This is a genomic window from Marivirga tractuosa (assembly GCF_042140215.1).
GTDB lineage: Bacteria > Bacteroidota > Bacteroidia > Cytophagales > Cyclobacteriaceae > Marivirga > Marivirga tractuosa_A.
In genome coordinates this window covers 3,496,662-3,514,385 of the sequence record NZ_CP159478.1, presented here as the reverse complement: position 1 = coordinate 3,514,385, position 17,724 = coordinate 3,496,662, and the positions used below count along the sequence as shown (strand labels likewise).

Here is a 17,724-nt window from a genome sequence, read left to right as displayed (position 1 = left end):
ATAAGAATTAGTACTTTTACGGACTTGAATAAATAACACCAATGGATTTACTGAAAAGAAACATAGAAGCGTATCTAGCCAGAGAAAAAAAGTCAATGGCTGATTTTTTAGATGGTTTTAACATCCAAAGACTGGATCAACTTTCAGTAGGTGATTTAAAGCTTTTTTGTGCTGAAAATGAATTAGATTATGCTAATATGCTCTGCAGACCAATGTTTGTCGATAAATCTAAAATTAAAAACATCAAACTTTTGATTTTGGACGTGGACGGTGTGATGACTGATGCGGGAATGTTCTTTACTGAAAATGGCGATCAGTTCAAAAAATACAATGCCAAAGATGGAATGGCTATAAAAGCCTTAGAGAAGTTTAGCATTCAAACGGGTATTATTTCTTCCGCTCATAAAATCAAGATGGTGAAAGTCCGTGCTGAAATGCTGAATATCAAAAACCTATATGTAGGAGGCGAGCCTAAAATTGATATCCTTTTAGATTGGTGTGAAAAACTAGACATTAAACTATCTGAAGTAGCCATTATAGGCGATGACATCAACGACTTAGCAGTCATGAACTCAGTAGGTTTTTCTGCTTGTCCTGCTGATGCAGTTATACGAGTTAAAGAAACCGTAGATTTAGTTTTACATACTAAGGGCGGCAACGGTTGTGTTAGAGAATTTATTGACTTCTATTTATTAGATGAACCAGTGGGGTAATAAAAAAGAAGGCATGACGTAAAGCCATGCCTTTAAAATTATGAACCAAAGCTTGCATTCAATGAAATCGGAACTGCGCTTAATGCTTTTGAAATAGGGCATCCTTCTTTAGCGCCTTCTGCCATTTCTAAAAATTCTTTTTCTGACAAACCACTTACTTTACCTTTTACTGTTAATTTTATTTCTTTAATAGCAAAACCATCACCTTCCTTATCTAAAACCACTTCAGCTTGAGCATCAATTTCATCAGGCGTATGACCTGCTTGAGAAATAGCCACGCTCAATGCCATGGCATAGCAACCCGAATGAGCAGCAGCAATTAACTCTTCTGGGTTGGTACCTAATTTCCCATCTTCATTTTCAAATCTACCTTTAAATGAATAAGGAGTATTGTCAAAAAATTTATTGGAGCTGCTTAACTGTCCTCCGCCATCCTTTGCAGTTCCTTTCCAATTTGCTGTTACTTTTCTCTTAATTGCCATAGTTAAATTTTTTAGTTATAGTTTAATTGATTTAACCTCACCTAAAATTATATGTTACATTTTGAAACTCCAGTTAACAAATTTTTTAACTCCCAGATATGCAGTTCTGACCTTAATACTATTTAGGGATGGACAATGGACACTCTATCGTCTTCAAACTTCTTGGTTCCATTTTTCCTTCTTTCCAATATTTTCCATAATTTAAATCGAATATCAACCTAAAATCAACCAAAATGGCTATACTTTTTATTGATATAGAAACCGTTCCTCAAACGGAGAATTTCACTGATTTATCCGAAAAAGAACAATCCTTATGGCAGCATAAAGCTTCTTTTCTTACCAGAAATGAAGAAACAGCCGAAGAGATTTATCCTAGAGCAGGCATTTATGCGGAATTTGGGAAAATTGTGGTAGTCTCTTTGGGTTGGATGTTCGGAAATGAGAAAAATAGAAAGTTAAGAGTCACAACCTTAGCAGATGAAGATGAGACAGAGTTACTCAGTAAGCTTATTCCAATTTTGCAAAAAGTGGAGGATACAAATTCCGTCATTTGCGGACATAACATCAAAGAGTTTGATATTCCATATATTTGTAGACGGATCTTGGTGAATGGCTTAAAACTTCCATCCGTATTGGACGTTTCATCATTGAAGCCTTGGCAAACGCCTTATCTTGACACTTTGGAAATGTGGAAGTTTGGAGACCGAAAGCATTATACAAAATTAGATTTATTGGCGCATATATTTGATTTGCCCACAAGTAAAGACGATATTGACGGAAGTCAAGTATATGAAGTATATTATAAAGAAGGTGATTTAAAAAGAATTGCCGAATATTGTGAAAAAGATGTAGTGCTCACTTGCCAATTGTACCTAAAAATGAATGGACAACCCATCTTGCAAGAAGAGCAAATCATTAAAGTTAAGGATGAGTGATTTATTGATTTCTTCATATTCACTTAATAACATCCTTTTCAAAACATATTAAATTTAAACATGAGTAAAAAAAGAAATAAAAAAGGCGTAAAAAAGCCTAAAAGAATAATTAAAAGCATACCTGAACTAAAACAAGAAGTTCTTCAAATTTTAGATTTTAATCTAGACAAATCATTTACAGTAAGAAATATAGCCAAAGCAATTGGCAGCAATACGGCTGAGGCGAAGCGCTTAATTGATAAAGTGTTAGTAGAATTACTGAAAGAAGGGAAAATTGAAAAAGCTTCCAGAGCAACTTATGTCTCTATAAAAGAACCGGAATTTATTATTGGTAAAGTAGATCATGTGAATCCTCGGTTGGCTTACATCATTTCTGAAGATAGGGAAACTGATATTATTGTGAAAACCGAAAAACTGAAAGGTGCTTTTCATAAGGATACTGTAAAAGTAGTTGTTACTAAGAAAAACAAAGATGGCAGGGAAGAAGGGAAGGTAATTGAGGTAGTAGAAAGAGCGAAAACTCAATTTGTAGGACGAATTGACAAATCCGTTCGCTATGCTTTCATGATTCCAGACAGCCGATATATACATACCGATTTCTTTATCAATAACGATAAATTGGGTGGGGCAGAGCATCAGGATAAAGTAATAGCTGAGATTAAAAGCTGGGGAGATTTAGATCGAAAGCCTGAAGCTAAAGTAATCAGAGTTTTAGGAAAAGCAGGAGAGAATGAAGCAGAAATTCATTCCATTATGGCTGAATTTGAATTGCCAATGGAATTTCCAGAGGCAGTGGTAAGGGAATCTGAAAAGATCAGTGATCAATTACCTGAAAAGGAAATTGCCAAAAGAAGGGATATGCGTGATACCACAACTTTCACTATTGACCCAGAAGATGCTAAGGATTTTGATGATGCTATTTCTTTTAAAAAGTTGGAAAATGGTCATTATGAAATCGGAATTCATATTGCGGATGTAACCTACTATGTTCAACCAGGCACTTTATTGGAAGATGAAGCTTTCCACAGAGCCACTTCAGTTTATTTAGTGGATAGAACTATCCCGATGTTACCAGAAAGGCTTTCCAATGGACTTTGTTCGCTTAGACCCAATGAAGATAAATTCACTTTCTCAGCCGTTTTTGAGCTAGATGATAATGGAACTATTCATAATGAATGGTTTGGCAGAACGGTGACGCATTCCGATAGAAGATTTGCCTATGAAGAAGCTCAGGCAATTTTGGAAGCTGGAATTGGTGATCATGCGGAAGAATTAACAACTCTAAATTCAATTGCAAAGAAATTAAAAGAAACTCGCTTTAAACACGGGGCTATTGCTTTTGAATCGGTTGAAGTAAAATTCAAACTGGATGAAAATGGAAAGCCATTAGGTGTTATTCCAAAAGTTAGACAGGATGCACATAAATTGGTGGAGGAGTATATGCTTTTAGCCAATAGAAAAGTGGCTGAATTTATTGCGACCAAGAAAAAAGGTGACCAGAAATTGACTTTTGTTTATCGTCAACACGATTATCCAGATCCTGAGAAATTGAGCACTTTTTCCATTTTCGCAAAAAGATTTGGTCACGAATTAGAGATAGAAGAAAAAGCAGTTGCCAAGTCATTAAATTCATTAATGAACGAAATCCAGGGTAAACCAGAGCAGAATGTTTTAGAAAGTCTGGCAATACGTTCCATGGCAAAGGCAAAATATACTACTAAAAATTCATTCCACTTTGGTCTGGCTTTTCAATATTATACCCACTTCACTTCTCCTATTAGGCGTTATCCTGATGTGATGGTGCATAGATTGTTGCAGCATTATTTAGATCAAGGGAAATCTGTAAATGCAGAAGAATATGAATCTAAATGTTTACATTCTTCTGAAATGGAGAAAAGAGCTTCGGATGCTGAAAGAGCTTCTATCAAATATAAGCAAGTTGAATTTATGGCTTCTGTGGAGGATAAAGCATTTGATGGCTTAGTAACAGGTGTGACTGAATGGGGTATTTTTGTGGAAATCATAGAAACTAAATGCGAAGGTATGGTTCGTTTAGTTGATATGACGGATGATTACTATGAATTTGATGAAAAGAATTACAGAATCATAGGAAGGAACAATAAACGCATGATTACGCTTGGTGATCCCGTAACGGTAAGAGTTAAAGCTACTGATATTGATAAAAGGACTATTGATTTAGAATTTTGTGAGAAGGAAGAGGTTTCTAATTAAGACAAAATTAAAAATAAGGCTGTAAGTGTAAATTACAGCCTTATTCCTGCCACTAAAATATCATCTAATTGTCTAGTATTTTTCATCCAACAGTCTAATTCATTATTAAGAATTGCAAGCTGTTTTTCAGCAGGGTTATCTGCCAAATCATGTAAAAGATTTTTAAATCTTTTTACCATGAATTTTCTATCGTTAGGTCCGCCAAATTGATCCTGATAACCGTCAGAAAACATATATATCATCATATCTTTTTCATAATGAATAGTATGGGTGTCATAATCCCTATTGCCATTTTTTGAAATCCCACCTATCGGATTATTATTTCCTTTGATAATGTTAAACTCACCATCTTTAACATAAATCAATGGGTTTTTGGCTCCAGAGAATTGAATCGTTTTCTTTTCTTCATCTAATACGATTAAAGTCATATCCATGCCATCTTTATTGCTGGATGATTCTTGGCTCAATGATTTTTGTACGCCTTCATTCAGCTTATATAAAATGCTTCCTGAATCAGTTACATTCCGCACATTTATGATTTCATTCAGAAGATTAATTCCGATCATACTCATAAAAGCCCCTGGAACTCCATGCCCTGTACAATCAGCCACAGTAAATATTTTTTTACCTTCTATTTCAGTGTACCAGTAAAAATCACCACTTACAATATCTCTCGGTCTGAACATGATAAAGCTTTCCCTGAAAACATGATGGATACGGTCTTCCTGTGGGAGCATAGCTTTTTGAATTCGCTGTGCATAATTTATACTTGAAGTCACATTATCATTTTGTCTTTCTAGCTCAAGTTTTGTGGCGGATAACATATCTCGTTGAGCTGCTATTTCTTCTAGTTGCTGTTCAATTTCTACATTCTTTTCCATGATTTCACTTGTACGTTCTGCCACTTTCTGCTCTAAAATCTGATTCTGATTTTTAATCAAGTCTTCATTTTCTTGAAGTGTGCTAATCATTTTATCTCTTGCCGCTCTTTGTTCTTTTTCAAGGGTTTTAATTCTATCAGCCATACCCAGTGATAAAAGAATTGCTTCTGCAACCGCCCCAATGATAATACTCATATCTGTAAAAGTGTTCTGAGGTAAAATCGCATTATTTTTCAATACATAAATAATTACCCCAATAAAAAGAGCAGTCCAAGCCACTAAATAGAAGTAAGCTGGTCTTGAACCTTTTCTATAAATTCCGATACCCGTTGGAAGGAAAACTAAAACACCTATCATGCCACAGTAAGCTGCAGATTTACTTGCAAATAAAACAAATCCATCGACCCATATTCCAGTTAAGCTTACAATAATTAAAAAGATGCTATAAGCTTCAGGAGCAAATAGCGCATAATGAAAAATCTTTGAATATTTTTTAACCGCTAAAAATCGTCTGGTAAATTGACTGGCGAAAAGTACAGTCAATGCAATGAAAAACATATTGCTGATATTGGCAAAACGCAACCAATAATTGAATAGCATTTCATAGCCATAACCTGTCAAAGCCATCATAGCCAAAAGAAAACTGCCCATGTAGAGGACATAATACAAATAGGTTAGACTACGGAGGCTGAAGAACAGTAACAAATTGTAAATCACCATGGCAATAAAAACTCCGAATAGAATCCCCATAGTAAGGTCAGTTTTATGAGAGGCTTCTGCAAATGTTCGTTCTTCAATTATGGTGAATGGAAACTGCTTGGAGAAATTTCCTTTGCACCATACATATATAGTTTTTTTTCCATTTCCAGTTTTTGGAATAGGGAAAACAAAGTCTTTATGTTTGATTATTCTACTGTCATAAGGGTATAAATCACCTGAAGCGTATTCAGTATAGTCGCCCTCTTCATTTTCAAAATAGATTTTTATAGTATCAATTTGAGTTCGAGAACTTTCTAAATACCAACGGCTGTCTTCAGATGACTGGTCATTCAAATTAATTTTAAACCAAAAGTTAGCATCTAAATAGGCATAATTAGGTACATCCGCTTCACTCTTCTCAAATTTGTCATCAAATTTACCAGACTTTATGTCTTCAAAATTGATAGACTTTTTTTTATCTACTAAAATTTGTAGAGATTTCCCGATTTGATATTCTTTATTGACTTGATGGAGAATGACTTCCTGACTAAAGCTTGAGTGTGTGAAAAAAAGACATGTTGTATAAAGTATTATTCCGAATAAAAGTTTTAGCTGCATATAGGTGTTGTAGTTTTTCTTTCAAATCCTGAATATATGCTAAAAAACTTACTTCATATTTACAATTATAAATAATTCGATAAAATTTTGAAATTTATCTATAAACAGAACAATTTTGTGCATTTGCAAATTTTATCCTTACATCATTTTAATGAATGTGTTTTAATTCAATTCCAATTCCCTAATTTTGGAATCTCAATAGTTAAAAAATGAAGAAAAAAGTATTATTTATAGATAGAGACGGAACTATTATTCAAGAACCGCCAACTGATTTTCAAGTTGATTCTCTAGAAAAATTAGAATTCTTACCCTTTGCTATTAGTGCGCTACAGTTTATAGCTCAAAATTCAGATTATGAATTAGTAATGGTAACCAATCAAGATGGGCTAGGAACTGAATCCTATCCAGAAGATACCTTTTGGCCAGCTCACAATAAAATGCTAAAGCAATTGGAGATTGAAGGAATTAAATTTGCTGATCAACATATTGATAGGAGCTTTGAGAAAGAAGGGAAAGATACTCGCAAGCCAGGAACAGCTATGCTGAAACAATATTATTCAGATGAATATGATTTAGCTAATAGTTATGTGATAGGTGATCGTAAAACAGATGTCCAATTAGCTCAAAACCTGGGTGCAAAATCTATTTTTATTGGAGATGAATTGCCAGAGGCTACATTATCTTCTAAAGATTGGAGAGAAATTGCTCGCTATATAGTCATGCCAGCTAGGACTGCTTCTATTTCACGAAAAACGAATGAAACCGATATCAAAATCGAATTAAATTTAGATGGAAGTGGAAAAGCTGAGAACTCTACTGGATTGAAGTTTTTTGACCATATGTTGGATCAATTAGGGAAACATGGAGGATTAGATTTATCTATTCAAGTTGATGGTGATTTGGAAGTGGATGAACACCATACCATTGAAGATACAGCTTTAGCCTTGGGAGAGGCTTTTAAAGAAGCTTTAGGTAATAAGAAAGGAATTTACCGTTATGGTTTTCTTTTACCTATGGATGATGCTTTAGCTCAAGTAGCGATAGATTTTGGAGGAAGACCTTGGATTAACTGGAAAGCAGAATTCAAAAGGGAAATGGTAGGGGATATGCCCACTGAAATGTTCTTTCATTTCTTTAAATCGTTCTCTGATGCAGCTCAATGTAATTTAGATATTCAAGTTACGGGTGATAATGAACATCATAAAATTGAAGCTATTTTTAAAGGTTGGGCTCGGGCAATCAAAATGGCGGTAAGTCGTGATGAAAGTAGACTAAATGATTTGCCTTCTACTAAAGGGGCACTGTAATAATAGCTGAAAATCTGGATAGCCTTATTTGGGAAATGGTTGGTGGCACACCAACCATGGAAACAGCCTCAATATTATTAAGTTTGGCTTTAAAGCCTCAACTTTCACTACATTCTTGAAAAATAACCTTGGTTATTTTCTTTTGTGTTCTCTTGTCTCTTTTGTGGTGGAAATATGCTTTCGATAATAGAACAAGCAAACATTACTTTTTAACCACAAAAGATATTGAAGAAAACAATAGAATTTTCGCTGAAGCGAAAAAACTTGTTAGTGGAATATTCTTAACTACTTTTTGTTTTATACGTATAGAAATATTAAGTTGGTGGTATTGAAATAAAATAGATTATGGACACTAAAGTAACTTTATCTTTTAATGAAGAAATTATTGGCAAGGCAAAGCAATTTGCAGAGCAAAATAATATCAGTTTGTCACGCCTTACAGAGTTTCTTTACAAGCAAATCACAACTGGTGAATATAAATCATTAGATGAATTGCCAGTTGCTGATTGGGTTAATCAAGTTGCAGAAGGAAAAGCTGAATATCACACTAAAGCCCGAAAAAGAAAAGATATGAAAGCTGAATATTTATCTTCCAAAAAATGAAAGTCTTTTTGGATGCCAATATCCTTGTGTCCGTACTCAATAAAGAATACCCACTTTTTAACCACAGTGCTAGAATTTTAAGTTTAGCAGGTCAATCTGAGTTTCAATTTTATACTTCTCCTATTTGCTTAGCAATTGCTTTTTTCTTTACATCCAAGAAAGTAAATGAGGCAAAAGCCAAAGAGAAAATCACTTTATTATGCCAGCATATTAATATTGCTGATGCCGACCAAAATGGAGTAGAAAAAGCTTTAACAAATAAAAAAATTCATGATTTAGAAGATGGGTTTGAATATTATGCTGCTGAAAGAGTTGGATGTAAAGTGATATTGACCGAAGATAAAAATGACTTCTATTTCAGCGAAATAGAAGTCTTGAATTCCAGTGAGTTTATTACCCAAAAAGTTTAATTTTTACTTGGTTTGAAAGAGATGTTGCAATACTCTTTTACCATATTCCGCTTCTTTTTTATTAAAAAGCACTGCATGGAATACCTCTCCTTTATGCTCTATTTTAGTAATCACAAATCGGGAATCGAAGATGTTACTGAATTTATCCATGATTTTGGCTTCCTGTCTTTCAGACACACCTGTTAAAATGAAATTCGGCTCGTTTTGAAGTGCTTCAATTTTCTTTTTCAAAGAAGTTTTGAATATCAATTCAGGATTATTTCCCGTCAAATCATTTTCATTGTAATGTAGGTCTTCTATCAAATAATTATTGGAAGCCACTATTTGATAATTAGTATTGATGAAAATAACACCTTCATAAACTTTGCCCAAAAGGCTATTCATCATATTGATTTGTAAGTCTTTTAAGTTGATTGCCTCATTCAGTGATTTTTGGTTTCTATTCATTTCCTCCTGCGTAGCTTGCAATTCTTCCATATTTTGGCGCATCTCCTCTTCTTGAGCTTGCATTTGCTCCGTCATTTCCTGAGATTTTTCCAATAGTTTTTGCGTTTTCTCCTGCATTTTAATGGATTCGATTACGCTTCCTAATCTATTGCCCAATTCAGTAAGCAATTCCTGTTCATGCTTTTCAAATTCTTGAAAGGAAGCAATTTCTAGAATTCCTACAATTTGTTGTTCGGTTTTAAGCGGTAAAATCATAATGGAACGTGGAGGTGCATCTCCCAATCCAGATGTGATATTGATATAGGAGGAAGGAACATCCGTCATATAAATCGCTTCTCCTTCTAGCCAAGTTTGCCCTATTAAGCCTTCACCTTTTGCAATTTTTTTATGGATATATTTCTTTTTGTTGAAAGCATAGCAAGCTTTTAATTCCATGATGGATTCTTCATTTTCATCTTTTAAAATAAAGAACGCACCTTGATTTGCTTTTAGATATTTTACAGTTTCGCTGATGATTGAATCAGCAAATTCACCCAAGTTGGTATTATTTCCTTTCATTAAATCTGAGAAATGACTTAATCCTTCAATATTCCAGCTTCTGATTTCATCTTGTTTTGCTTTCAGTTCTAAAGATTCATTTTTATCTTTTATTAATTTTAAATTTTCTCTGAGATTATCTAGCATCAAACTGAAGTTTCTATTCAAGCTTCCAATTTCATCCTTGCCTTCATGCATTAACTCTTTTCCTGCATTGCTGTCTCCCGCCAGTACTTTTTTCACAATATCATCCAGCTTAATGATAGGTTTGGAGACTGTTTTCCTTAGGTAATATACCAATGCAAAAACGGTAAGCAATAAAATTAAAAGTGTAAATCCAATTACAAAGGAAGCGGTTTGTCTTAATGATTCATTTTGCTCATTAATTTTTTGATAAAGTAAAGAAATCCTAGGTTCGGTTTCTTTTTTATTCCTATTTAGTTGAAGGAATTGACCTGATTTTTCGTTGAGACCGATAGCGATTTCAGTTTGTACAATATTATCAAAGTGGTTTTTGTAAGCTCTAATAGCCTCTATGGTTTGGGTTTTATAACGGTCTGTCATGTGCGGGAATTCTTCAGGACTGGCACTTTTAACAAACTCTATAAATTGATCTGCCGTATCATGTAATTTTTCGGTATAGCCCAAATCCTTTCTCAAGGCAAAATCCTTTTCATGTCTTCTGAGGCTAAATGCGAATACTTTTTCTTCTGCAGATTCACAATTTTGAAGATCATGAACATAGCTTCTCATTTCACCTTCTAAACCATGATCTTTAAAACCTCTAGTGAAAAGTAATTTTCTTAAGTCATCAAAAGATTTTTTGTAGCTATTAATGGAGATTAAGATTGAACTAAAATCGTTTGCTAAGTCCTTATCATTAACGAATTCAGATTTGGTTTTTTGCTCTAATGATTTCTCAACTTTTTCAACCTGATTAAAAAACTGTTGGGTGAATTTGCTTTTTCCATCCTCTAAAAAGTCAATTTCTTTCCAGCCGAAAATGAGGAAGTCCTGTTCAATTTTTTGTGCATTATCAAAACGCATCATGGTTTCGGCAACATCCGATTTTACTTGCTGATATTCATCTACTTGACTCCATAGATAGCCGACAACTAATCCACCGATTAGCATCGTAAATAGCAATAGGGAAAAGGATAGAATGAATTTTTTACGGATAGCAAGGTCTCTAATCTTCATGTTTTTTTAATTTTTCACGAAGATAGGAGTGTGAGAATGAAAGACTGTTAATATTAAAATAAGCCTTTATTACGCTTTAATTATCTTAACAGAGAAAATTTATTGGTAATTTAATTTACTATAAAAAGTGCAAATTATTCTTTTTAATTCCTTAGTTTAAATCAATAGACTCCACTGCCCAACATCACTAGAGTACAAGCATATTCAGTTTCTATCCCTTTTTCATTAGCTAGCTTTACCAATTCAGGATTTTCAGTTCCTGGATTGAAAATGATTCTTTTGGGATTTAAGCTAAGCAGATAATCATAATATTCAGGTTGGTGTCTAGCACCTAAATAAAGGGTAATAGTATCTACATCTTCCACTTTTGGAGCTTCTCTGATATCCAGAATCTCTTCTCCAAAAACTTCACCTTTTTTAATTCCAACTGGTACAATTTCATGTCCAGCATTAGTTAATCTATCTGCTGCGAAATACGCATATCTTGAAGGATTGGTAGTAGCACCTATGATTACAGTCTTTTTGCTCATGATTTGATTTTATAAAGTTCTACCACTTTTTCCGCACATCTTTCTCCGTCCATAGCTGCTGAAACTATTCCTCCAGCATAGCCTGCACCTTCTCCGCACGGGAAAAGTCTTTTGGTTTCTGTATGTTCTAACGTTTCTTTATCTCTAGGGATACGGACAGGGGAGGAGGTTCGACTTTCAACTCCTACAATAATAGCATCATTTGTAAAATAGCCTTTCATTTTTTTGCCAAATGCCTTAAAAGCAGTTTTTAATCTTTCTGCAATGAATGGAGGTAAAACTTCATCCATTCTGGCGGAATGTAGTCCAGGTTGATAAGAAGTTTCGGGTAAATCTTTACTCATCTGTCCTTGAGTAAAATCAATTAATCTTTGAGCAGGAGCAGTTTGAGTGTTTCCTGCAATTTTGCAGGCGTTTTGTTCTATTGATTTTTGCAATTCTAAGCCTTTCAATGGACCTAGATGTTCATATTCTTGCATATCTTCCAGCTCAATTGCCGCCACAATTCCTGAATTAGCAAATCGAGAATCTCTTCTTGAAGGGCTCATTCCATTTACAACAACCTCGCCACTTTCAGTAGCGGCAGGAACTATAAAACCACCAGGACACATGCAAAAGGAAAAAACACCTCTCTGTTTATCTTTGAAATAAGTCTGATGCACTAAAGCATAAGAAGAGGCCGGTAAATAAGGCCCTCTATCCTCACATTTATATTGAATTTGGTCTATAACTTTTTGTGGGTGTTCTACTCTTACACCTAAAGCAAAAGGTTTAGCTTCAATCAAGATTTTATTTTCATGCAATAAATAGAATATATCTCTTGCAGAATGACCTGTTGCTAAGATAAAAGCATCAGCTTTAAATTCCTGACCATCAGCTGTAGAAATAGATTTAAGCTCATTCTTTTCAAGATTAAAGCCTGTCACTTTTGTATCAAAATGAACTTCGCCACCATGCATTAAAATGCTTTCGCGGATATTCTGAATAATTTTAGGCAGTTTGTTCGTGCCAATATGGGGATGGGCATCGATCATGATGTCTTCTTTGGCGCCATGGGCAACCAATATTTCTAATATTCGATAGATATCACCTCTTTTTTTGGAGCGAGTGTAGAGTTTTCCATCTGAATAAGTGCCTGCACCACCTTCACCAAAGCAGTAATTACTTTCAGGATTTACAATATGCTTTTTATTGATATCGGCTAAATCTCTTCTTCTGGCTCTTACATCTTTTCCTCTTTCTAGGATAATGGGTTTCCATCCCAATTCAATTAATCTCAAGGCAGCAAATAATCCTGCTGGCCCTGCGCCAATAATTACTGCGGATTGGCTGGCATCATGAACATTAGGCAAGTCCTCAATTTTATAATTTATTCTTTTTGGGAGTGCTTCATTGTCTGCGATATCTACTTTTATGCGGACTTTCACTTCCTTTGAACGGGCATCAATGGAACGTTTGGCAATTCTGAAATTTTGCTCAGATTTTAATCCTAGCTTTTTCTGGATAACTGCCAAAACCTCTTCTTCGTTGAAAGCCTCTTCTGGCTTTAGAACTACTTCTTTTTCTATCATTATTTATTTGAATAAGAGCTATGGATTTAGGGTTTTTACATTCTTAAGCTTAAAAACGTAGCCAAAAGAAAGCCCCACAATGGGTTGAATTTGAAATGGATTTTGGATTAATTCATCAAAAATTTCATTTTTCTGGCCTTCATTTTTTACTTCTCCATAGAAATAGTAATTGAAATTAATGCCTAAGTTGATGTCAAATGTGAATCCATTGTCATTCAAATTTTGTAAAATTCTACTTCCAACTAAAAGGCCATAGCGTACACCTTGTGCATTCATTTCTGCTGAAACAACATCCTGCTGATTAATATCTTCATAATATTTAAATCGATCTACATTGGTATAGGATATAGAATGGCCAAAATAGGGCATTCCCAATTTTGTGTCCTTATGGTAAAAGCGTTGACGGAAACTGAAACCGAAACCTTCGAAAAAATTATCGCCTGCTCGTAAGTTTAAGGAATTGACAAAGAACGGATTTCTAAAGGTGTGATATAAAAGTTCATAACCAATCCTTTGCTGGATATTATACTCTAAGGAAACTTGTAAATCACCAAAAAGCATATTAAAAGGATTTGCTTGTAGTATTAACGTTGGGAAATCATTATTTCTTGATTTAAAGTATGAGTTCCCTTTTGATTTATAGCGATAGTCTGGCTTGGTGTATTGTGGACTGTTTCCTGAAAATTCATTTTTATTCTTAGCGGTTCTTAATAATGGTTCATAGTCTTCATAAATCGGCTTGTAGTATCCTGCTAATTCTCCTTTGCTGTCATATAATTCCCAGGTACCTACTTTAACACCTTCCTCAATAGTACCTTTCATTTTTTTGTCACCATTAAGGTAATATCCAGTATATTCTCCTTTGCCTTTTTCAAATTCTGCTTCTCCTTCTTTTTCACCCGACTCATAAAAATATTCCCATTTTCCTTGGCTTTTGCCATTTACTACTGCTCCCTTTAATTTTAATTTTCCACTTTCATAAAATTCTTTATAATCTCCGCTTCCTCCATCATAAACTCCCTCACCTTTCAATCTTCCGTCTTCGAAATAGAGTTTCCAAAATCCTTCTTTTTTTCCTTCTCTTTCAGCTCCTTCAGCACTTATTTGCCCATTTGGGTGATAGTAAACCCATTTTCCATGACTTAAGTTATCGATATAATCACCTTCTCCGGAAATAGTGCCATCTTCATAAAAGTAAACCCAATTTCCTTCTTTGGCACCTTCTGAGTATTTACCTTTTGATTTTAAGCTACCTGATTTATAATAATTTCGCCAAAGGCTATCACTTTTTTCGTCTTTTATAAAACCTTCAGATTTTAAATTCCCATTTGAGTAAAATTCCTTATAAATTCCATCCCCTTTTTTGTAAATAGCCTTAGCTTTTAAACCTCCTGTTTCAGTATAATAAGACCAAAGCCCATTTTTGATGTCGTCCACATATTCGCCTTCACTTTTTAAAATGCCAGTTTCATAATAATATTTCCAATCTCCTTGGCGTAGTCCGTCATAAATTCTTCCTTCCATTCGGAGCTCTCCATTTTCAAAGTAATAATACCATAAACCATGGTTGGAATTATTCTTGAGTTGCCCCTGCATTTTTAATTTTCCGCTTTCATAGTAGTATTTCCATTGACCATAGGTTTCATTATCAATGTATTGTCCTTTACTTTTAAGCTCACCTGAAATATAATAGGATTCATAAGATCCGTAAAGGATGCTGGGATCTAAATCTTTAACAAAATAACGCTCTTTTAAATGTTCTCTTTCATCATCAAAATAGACTTTTACCTCCTTGCTTTGTGCAAAAAGCATAAAAGGGGTTAGAATCAACATGACACTGAAAAGTAACTTCATTTTATTCTTCTCCAAAAATTTGTTTTATTACCCAACCTTTTCCCCACTCTTCTTTTTCCTGATCTGACCATAATTCGGAGAAAAATATACGTTTTTGAAACCTAGGGGGCAAATATTGTTGCCAATTTGTTCCGCCAGTAGCAGCTATATTTTTATTTTTTTCTTGTAAATACCTAACTGCAGATTTATAATGAACTAATGGCCAAAAAACATTCACATTTAAATCAAAATTCCTCATGGCTTCTTTCAGCTCTTTATTGTTTTTTGATTCCTTATCTAATGATAAATATTTTTGATAGATATTTTTTTGCTCAAAACGTTTTATCCAAGTGATAAATTCATTTTTGTATTTTTTTTCAAATTGCTCTAAAGTCAAGGTTTTTTGTCCTGTTTCTACTTCAGTTGCACCTTGTTTCCAATAGATATGCTCATATTGTTCCTCAATTGAAGCATCTTTGCAGTCATTTTTCTTTTCCCTCCTTACCAATTGGATTAATGGTGTGGAGGCAAATTCTATTAGCCTGTATTGAGCAGATTGGAAACCACTTGCGGGTAAAAGCGCCATTCTGAACCTTTGAAATTGTTCTTTTTCCATTCCTTCCACCATGATGTCAAAAGATTGGGTCAGGGTTTCGAAATAGCGGTTCATGCGATTTAATCTTCTAATGAAGAAATCAACATCTAATTTTTCATTCCAGCCTAAATCTTCTCCATTTTCACCAATAATTTGTCCGTTGTTGGCTATTTGCTCCATTTCATTTAAGCACATTTTGAAATAAAGCTCTGTAATTTGATGATACATGATGAATATTTCTTCATCAGGGAAGTCAGTTTTGGGTTTTTGTAAGGTCAATAAAGTATCTACATTGATATAATCCCAATAGGTGGTATAATTGGATAAAAGTAATCCGTCCAGATAGGCTGACAAATCTTGTCCCATTGATTGGTACTTAAGATTCAGTTTTTCTAAACTTTTATTGATATGATCTTTGTTCATAAGTTAAAAAATATGTGTTTTGGCAATTTTCACCTTTTTTGAAGGATTGTTGAAAATACTTTTAAATTTGCGTTATTCAATTGAGCTAACAAAGCTACAAAAATAAAAACGACTAAATATATATGACTAATCAATCAACCGATCAATTTGAGTCACCTGATTTTTATGCTTTAGATGGATTACTAACAGAAGAGCATAAACTGATCAGGCAATCAATAAGAGATTTTGTAAAAAAGGAAATCAGTCCGAATATTGAAGAGTGGGCACAAAATGCTCATTTTCCTTATGAGATTGTAAAGAAATTTGGTGATGTTGGGGCTTTTGGTCCCACAATACCACAAGAATATGGGGGAGGGGGATTAGATTATATCTCCTATGGACTTATTATGCAAGAAATTGAAAGAGGTGATTCAGGGATGCGTTCTACCGCTTCCGTGCAAGGCTCTTTGGTGATGTATCCGATTTATGCATTTGGAAATGAAGCTCAGCGTAAAAAATATTTACCCAAGCTAGCATCAGGGGAATGGCTGGGGAGTTTTGGATTAACGGAGCCAGACCATGGTTCTAATCCAAGTGGCATGACTACAAATTTTAAAGATAAAGGAGATCATTATCTTTTGAATGGAGCTAAAATGTGGATTTCCAATTCTCCTAAGTGCGATGTAGCAGTAGTTTGGGCAAAGGATGAATCAGGTAGAATCCATGGATTGATAGTAGAAAGAGGAATGGAAGGATTCACAACGCCAGAGACTCATGGGAAATGGTCATTAAGAGCAAGCACTACTGGAGAATTAGTATTCGATAACGTAAAAGTTCCTAAAGAAAATTTATTGGAAGGGAAGTCAGGATTAGGAGCACCAATGAAGTGTTTGGATTCTGCCAGGTTTGGTATTGCATGGGGAGCTATCGGTGCGGCAATGGATTGTTATGATTCAGCTAGAAGATATTCATTAGAGCGTATTCAATTCGGTAAGCCAATTGCTTCTTTCCAGTTAACTCAGAAGAAGTTATCTGAAATGTTGACGGAGATTACCAAGTCTCAGTTATTGAACTATAGACTGGCTCAATTGATGGATGAGGGTAAGGCAAGCACGCCTCAAATTTCTTTGGCAAAGCGTAATGCAGTAGAGATGGCATTAAATATTGCAAGGGAAGCCAGACAGATTCATGGCGGTATGGGAATCACAGGAGACTATCCTATGATGCGACATATGGCAAACCTAGAGTCCGTTATAACGTATGAAGGTACACATGATATTCACTTGTTGATATTAGGAAAAGAGATTACAGGTATTCCAGCATTTGAATAATTTTTTAATTTAAATCAAACGGATTAATGGAAAAATTTGAGGAATTTAAGAACTCTTCTACAGAGAAAATAAATGAATTAAAGACAGAATTTGAGCTTTTAAAAGCAGAAGCAAGAAACGCGCAAGCAGATAGAAAGGAAGAGATTTCAGAAAATTTGGAGAAGCTGGAAAAACTTCAAAGTGAGCTGGAAGAAAAATATACCAGAGTGGAAAATTTTGGAGATATAGCTGCTCAGGAGTTAAGCGATGCTTTCTTCTCTTCCACAGAAGCTTTTAAAGATATTATTAATCAGACAAAAGATAAACTTTAACCTACCTTAAGCTAGGGGTGGATTTTATTAAAGCTTACCGAAATTGAATATTTTTGAATTATTGGAAAAACAGCCCTTTTAAGTATC

At 34.4% G+C, this 17,724-nt stretch carries 15 protein-coding genes; 8 read left to right on the top strand and 7 right to left on the bottom strand.

Going from position 1 to position 17,724, the window contains the following annotated elements:
* The first annotated feature begins 41 nt into the window (after positions 1 to 41).
* On the top strand, positions 42 to 713 hold the full coding sequence (locus ABWH96_RS15745) for a KdsC family phosphatase (RefSeq protein WP_375578467.1): 672 nt from the start codon (positions 42 to 44) through the stop codon (positions 711 to 713).
* A gap of 38 nt (positions 714 to 751) precedes the next feature.
* Here the strand turns inward: ABWH96_RS15745 and ABWH96_RS15740 are convergent, their stop codons facing one another.
* Positions 752 to 1,195: an OsmC family protein gene (locus ABWH96_RS15740; protein ID WP_375578466.1), complete on the bottom strand. Its 444-nt coding sequence runs from the start codon at positions 1,193 to 1,195 to the stop codon at positions 752 to 754.
* A 233-nt stretch (positions 1,196 to 1,428) separates the two neighbouring features.
* Between ABWH96_RS15740 and ABWH96_RS15735 the strand changes: the two genes are divergently transcribed.
* Together ABWH96_RS15735 and rnr are read left to right on the top strand one after the other, a co-directional pair.
* A complete protein-coding gene (locus ABWH96_RS15735; RefSeq protein ID WP_375578465.1) occupies positions 1,429 to 2,130 on the top strand; it encodes a 3'-5' exonuclease in 702 nt (233 codons plus the stop codon).
* Between the two features lie 60 nt (positions 2,131 to 2,190).
* Positions 2,191 to 4,362, top strand: a complete 2,172-nt coding sequence (gene rnr, locus ABWH96_RS15730) for a ribonuclease R (protein ID WP_375578464.1) — start codon at positions 2,191 to 2,193, stop codon at positions 4,360 to 4,362.
* A gap of 32 nt (positions 4,363 to 4,394) precedes the next feature.
* Here the strand turns inward: rnr and ABWH96_RS15725 are convergent, their stop codons facing one another.
* The gene (locus tag ABWH96_RS15725) at positions 4,395 to 6,560 is read right to left on the bottom strand and encodes a 7TM diverse intracellular signaling domain-containing protein (RefSeq protein WP_375578463.1); all 2,166 of its coding nucleotides are present in this window, start codon (positions 6,558 to 6,560) and stop codon (positions 4,395 to 4,397) included.
* 209 nt (positions 6,561 to 6,769) lie between these two features.
* On the opposite strand from ABWH96_RS15725, the gene hisB reads away from it, so the two are divergent.
* The 3 genes from hisB to ABWH96_RS15710 all read left to right on the top strand — a co-directional run bounded on the left by hisB (position 6,770) and on the right by ABWH96_RS15710 (position 8,880).
* Positions 6,770 to 7,867 (top strand): bifunctional histidinol-phosphatase/imidazoleglycerol-phosphate dehydratase HisB, encoded by a 1,098-nt coding sequence (gene hisB, locus ABWH96_RS15720; protein WP_375578462.1) that lies wholly within the window; start codon positions 6,770 to 6,772, stop codon positions 7,865 to 7,867.
* Between the two features lie 345 nt (positions 7,868 to 8,212).
* Positions 8,213 to 8,470 carry a DUF6364 family protein gene (locus tag ABWH96_RS15715; protein WP_308349032.1) on the top strand — a complete coding sequence of 86 codons (258 nt, stop codon included), beginning with the start codon at positions 8,213 to 8,215 and terminating at the stop codon, positions 8,468 to 8,470.
* Positions 8,467 to 8,880 (top strand): PIN domain-containing protein, encoded by a 414-nt coding sequence (locus tag ABWH96_RS15710; protein ID WP_375578461.1) that lies wholly within the window; start codon positions 8,467 to 8,469, stop codon positions 8,878 to 8,880. The genes ABWH96_RS15715 and ABWH96_RS15710 overlap by 4 nt, the downstream gene beginning before the upstream one ends.
* Before the next feature lie 3 nt (positions 8,881 to 8,883).
* Here the strand turns inward: ABWH96_RS15710 and ABWH96_RS15705 are convergent, their stop codons facing one another.
* The 5 genes from ABWH96_RS15705 to ABWH96_RS15685 form a co-directional block, all read right to left on the bottom strand.
* Positions 8,884 to 11,064 carry a GAF domain-containing protein gene (locus ABWH96_RS15705; protein WP_375578460.1) on the bottom strand — a complete coding sequence of 727 codons (2,181 nt, stop codon included), beginning with the start codon at positions 11,062 to 11,064 and terminating at the stop codon, positions 8,884 to 8,886.
* 161 nt (positions 11,065 to 11,225) lie between these two features.
* Positions 11,226 to 11,594 carry a CoA-binding protein gene (locus tag ABWH96_RS15700; protein WP_375578459.1) on the bottom strand — a complete coding sequence of 123 codons (369 nt, stop codon included), beginning with the start codon at positions 11,592 to 11,594 and terminating at the stop codon, positions 11,226 to 11,228.
* A complete protein-coding gene (locus ABWH96_RS15695; protein WP_375578458.1) occupies positions 11,591 to 13,165 on the bottom strand; it encodes an NAD(P)/FAD-dependent oxidoreductase in 1,575 nt (524 codons plus the stop codon). The genes ABWH96_RS15700 and ABWH96_RS15695 overlap by 4 nt, the downstream gene beginning before the upstream one ends.
* An 18-nt stretch (positions 13,166 to 13,183) precedes the next feature.
* Positions 13,184 to 15,019 carry a toxin-antitoxin system YwqK family antitoxin gene (locus ABWH96_RS15690; RefSeq protein ID WP_375578457.1) on the bottom strand — a complete coding sequence of 612 codons (1,836 nt, stop codon included), beginning with the start codon at positions 15,017 to 15,019 and terminating at the stop codon, positions 13,184 to 13,186.
* A gap of 1 nt (position 15,020) precedes the next feature.
* Positions 15,021 to 16,016: a tryptophan 2,3-dioxygenase family protein gene (locus ABWH96_RS15685; RefSeq protein ID WP_375578456.1), complete on the bottom strand. Its 996-nt coding sequence runs from the start codon at positions 16,014 to 16,016 to the stop codon at positions 15,021 to 15,023.
* Positions 16,017 to 16,138: 122 nt separating this feature from the next.
* Here ABWH96_RS15685 and ABWH96_RS15680 point away from each other — a divergent pair, with 122 nt between their 5' ends.
* Positions 16,139 to 17,326 carry an acyl-CoA dehydrogenase family protein gene (locus ABWH96_RS15680; protein WP_375578455.1) on the top strand — a complete coding sequence of 396 codons (1,188 nt, stop codon included), beginning with the start codon at positions 16,139 to 16,141 and terminating at the stop codon, positions 17,324 to 17,326.
* Between the two features lie 26 nt (positions 17,327 to 17,352).
* Positions 17,353 to 17,637 carry a hypothetical protein gene (locus tag ABWH96_RS15675; RefSeq protein WP_375578454.1) on the top strand — a complete coding sequence of 95 codons (285 nt, stop codon included), beginning with the start codon at positions 17,353 to 17,355 and terminating at the stop codon, positions 17,635 to 17,637.
* Positions 17,638 to 17,724 lie beyond the last annotated feature (87 nt).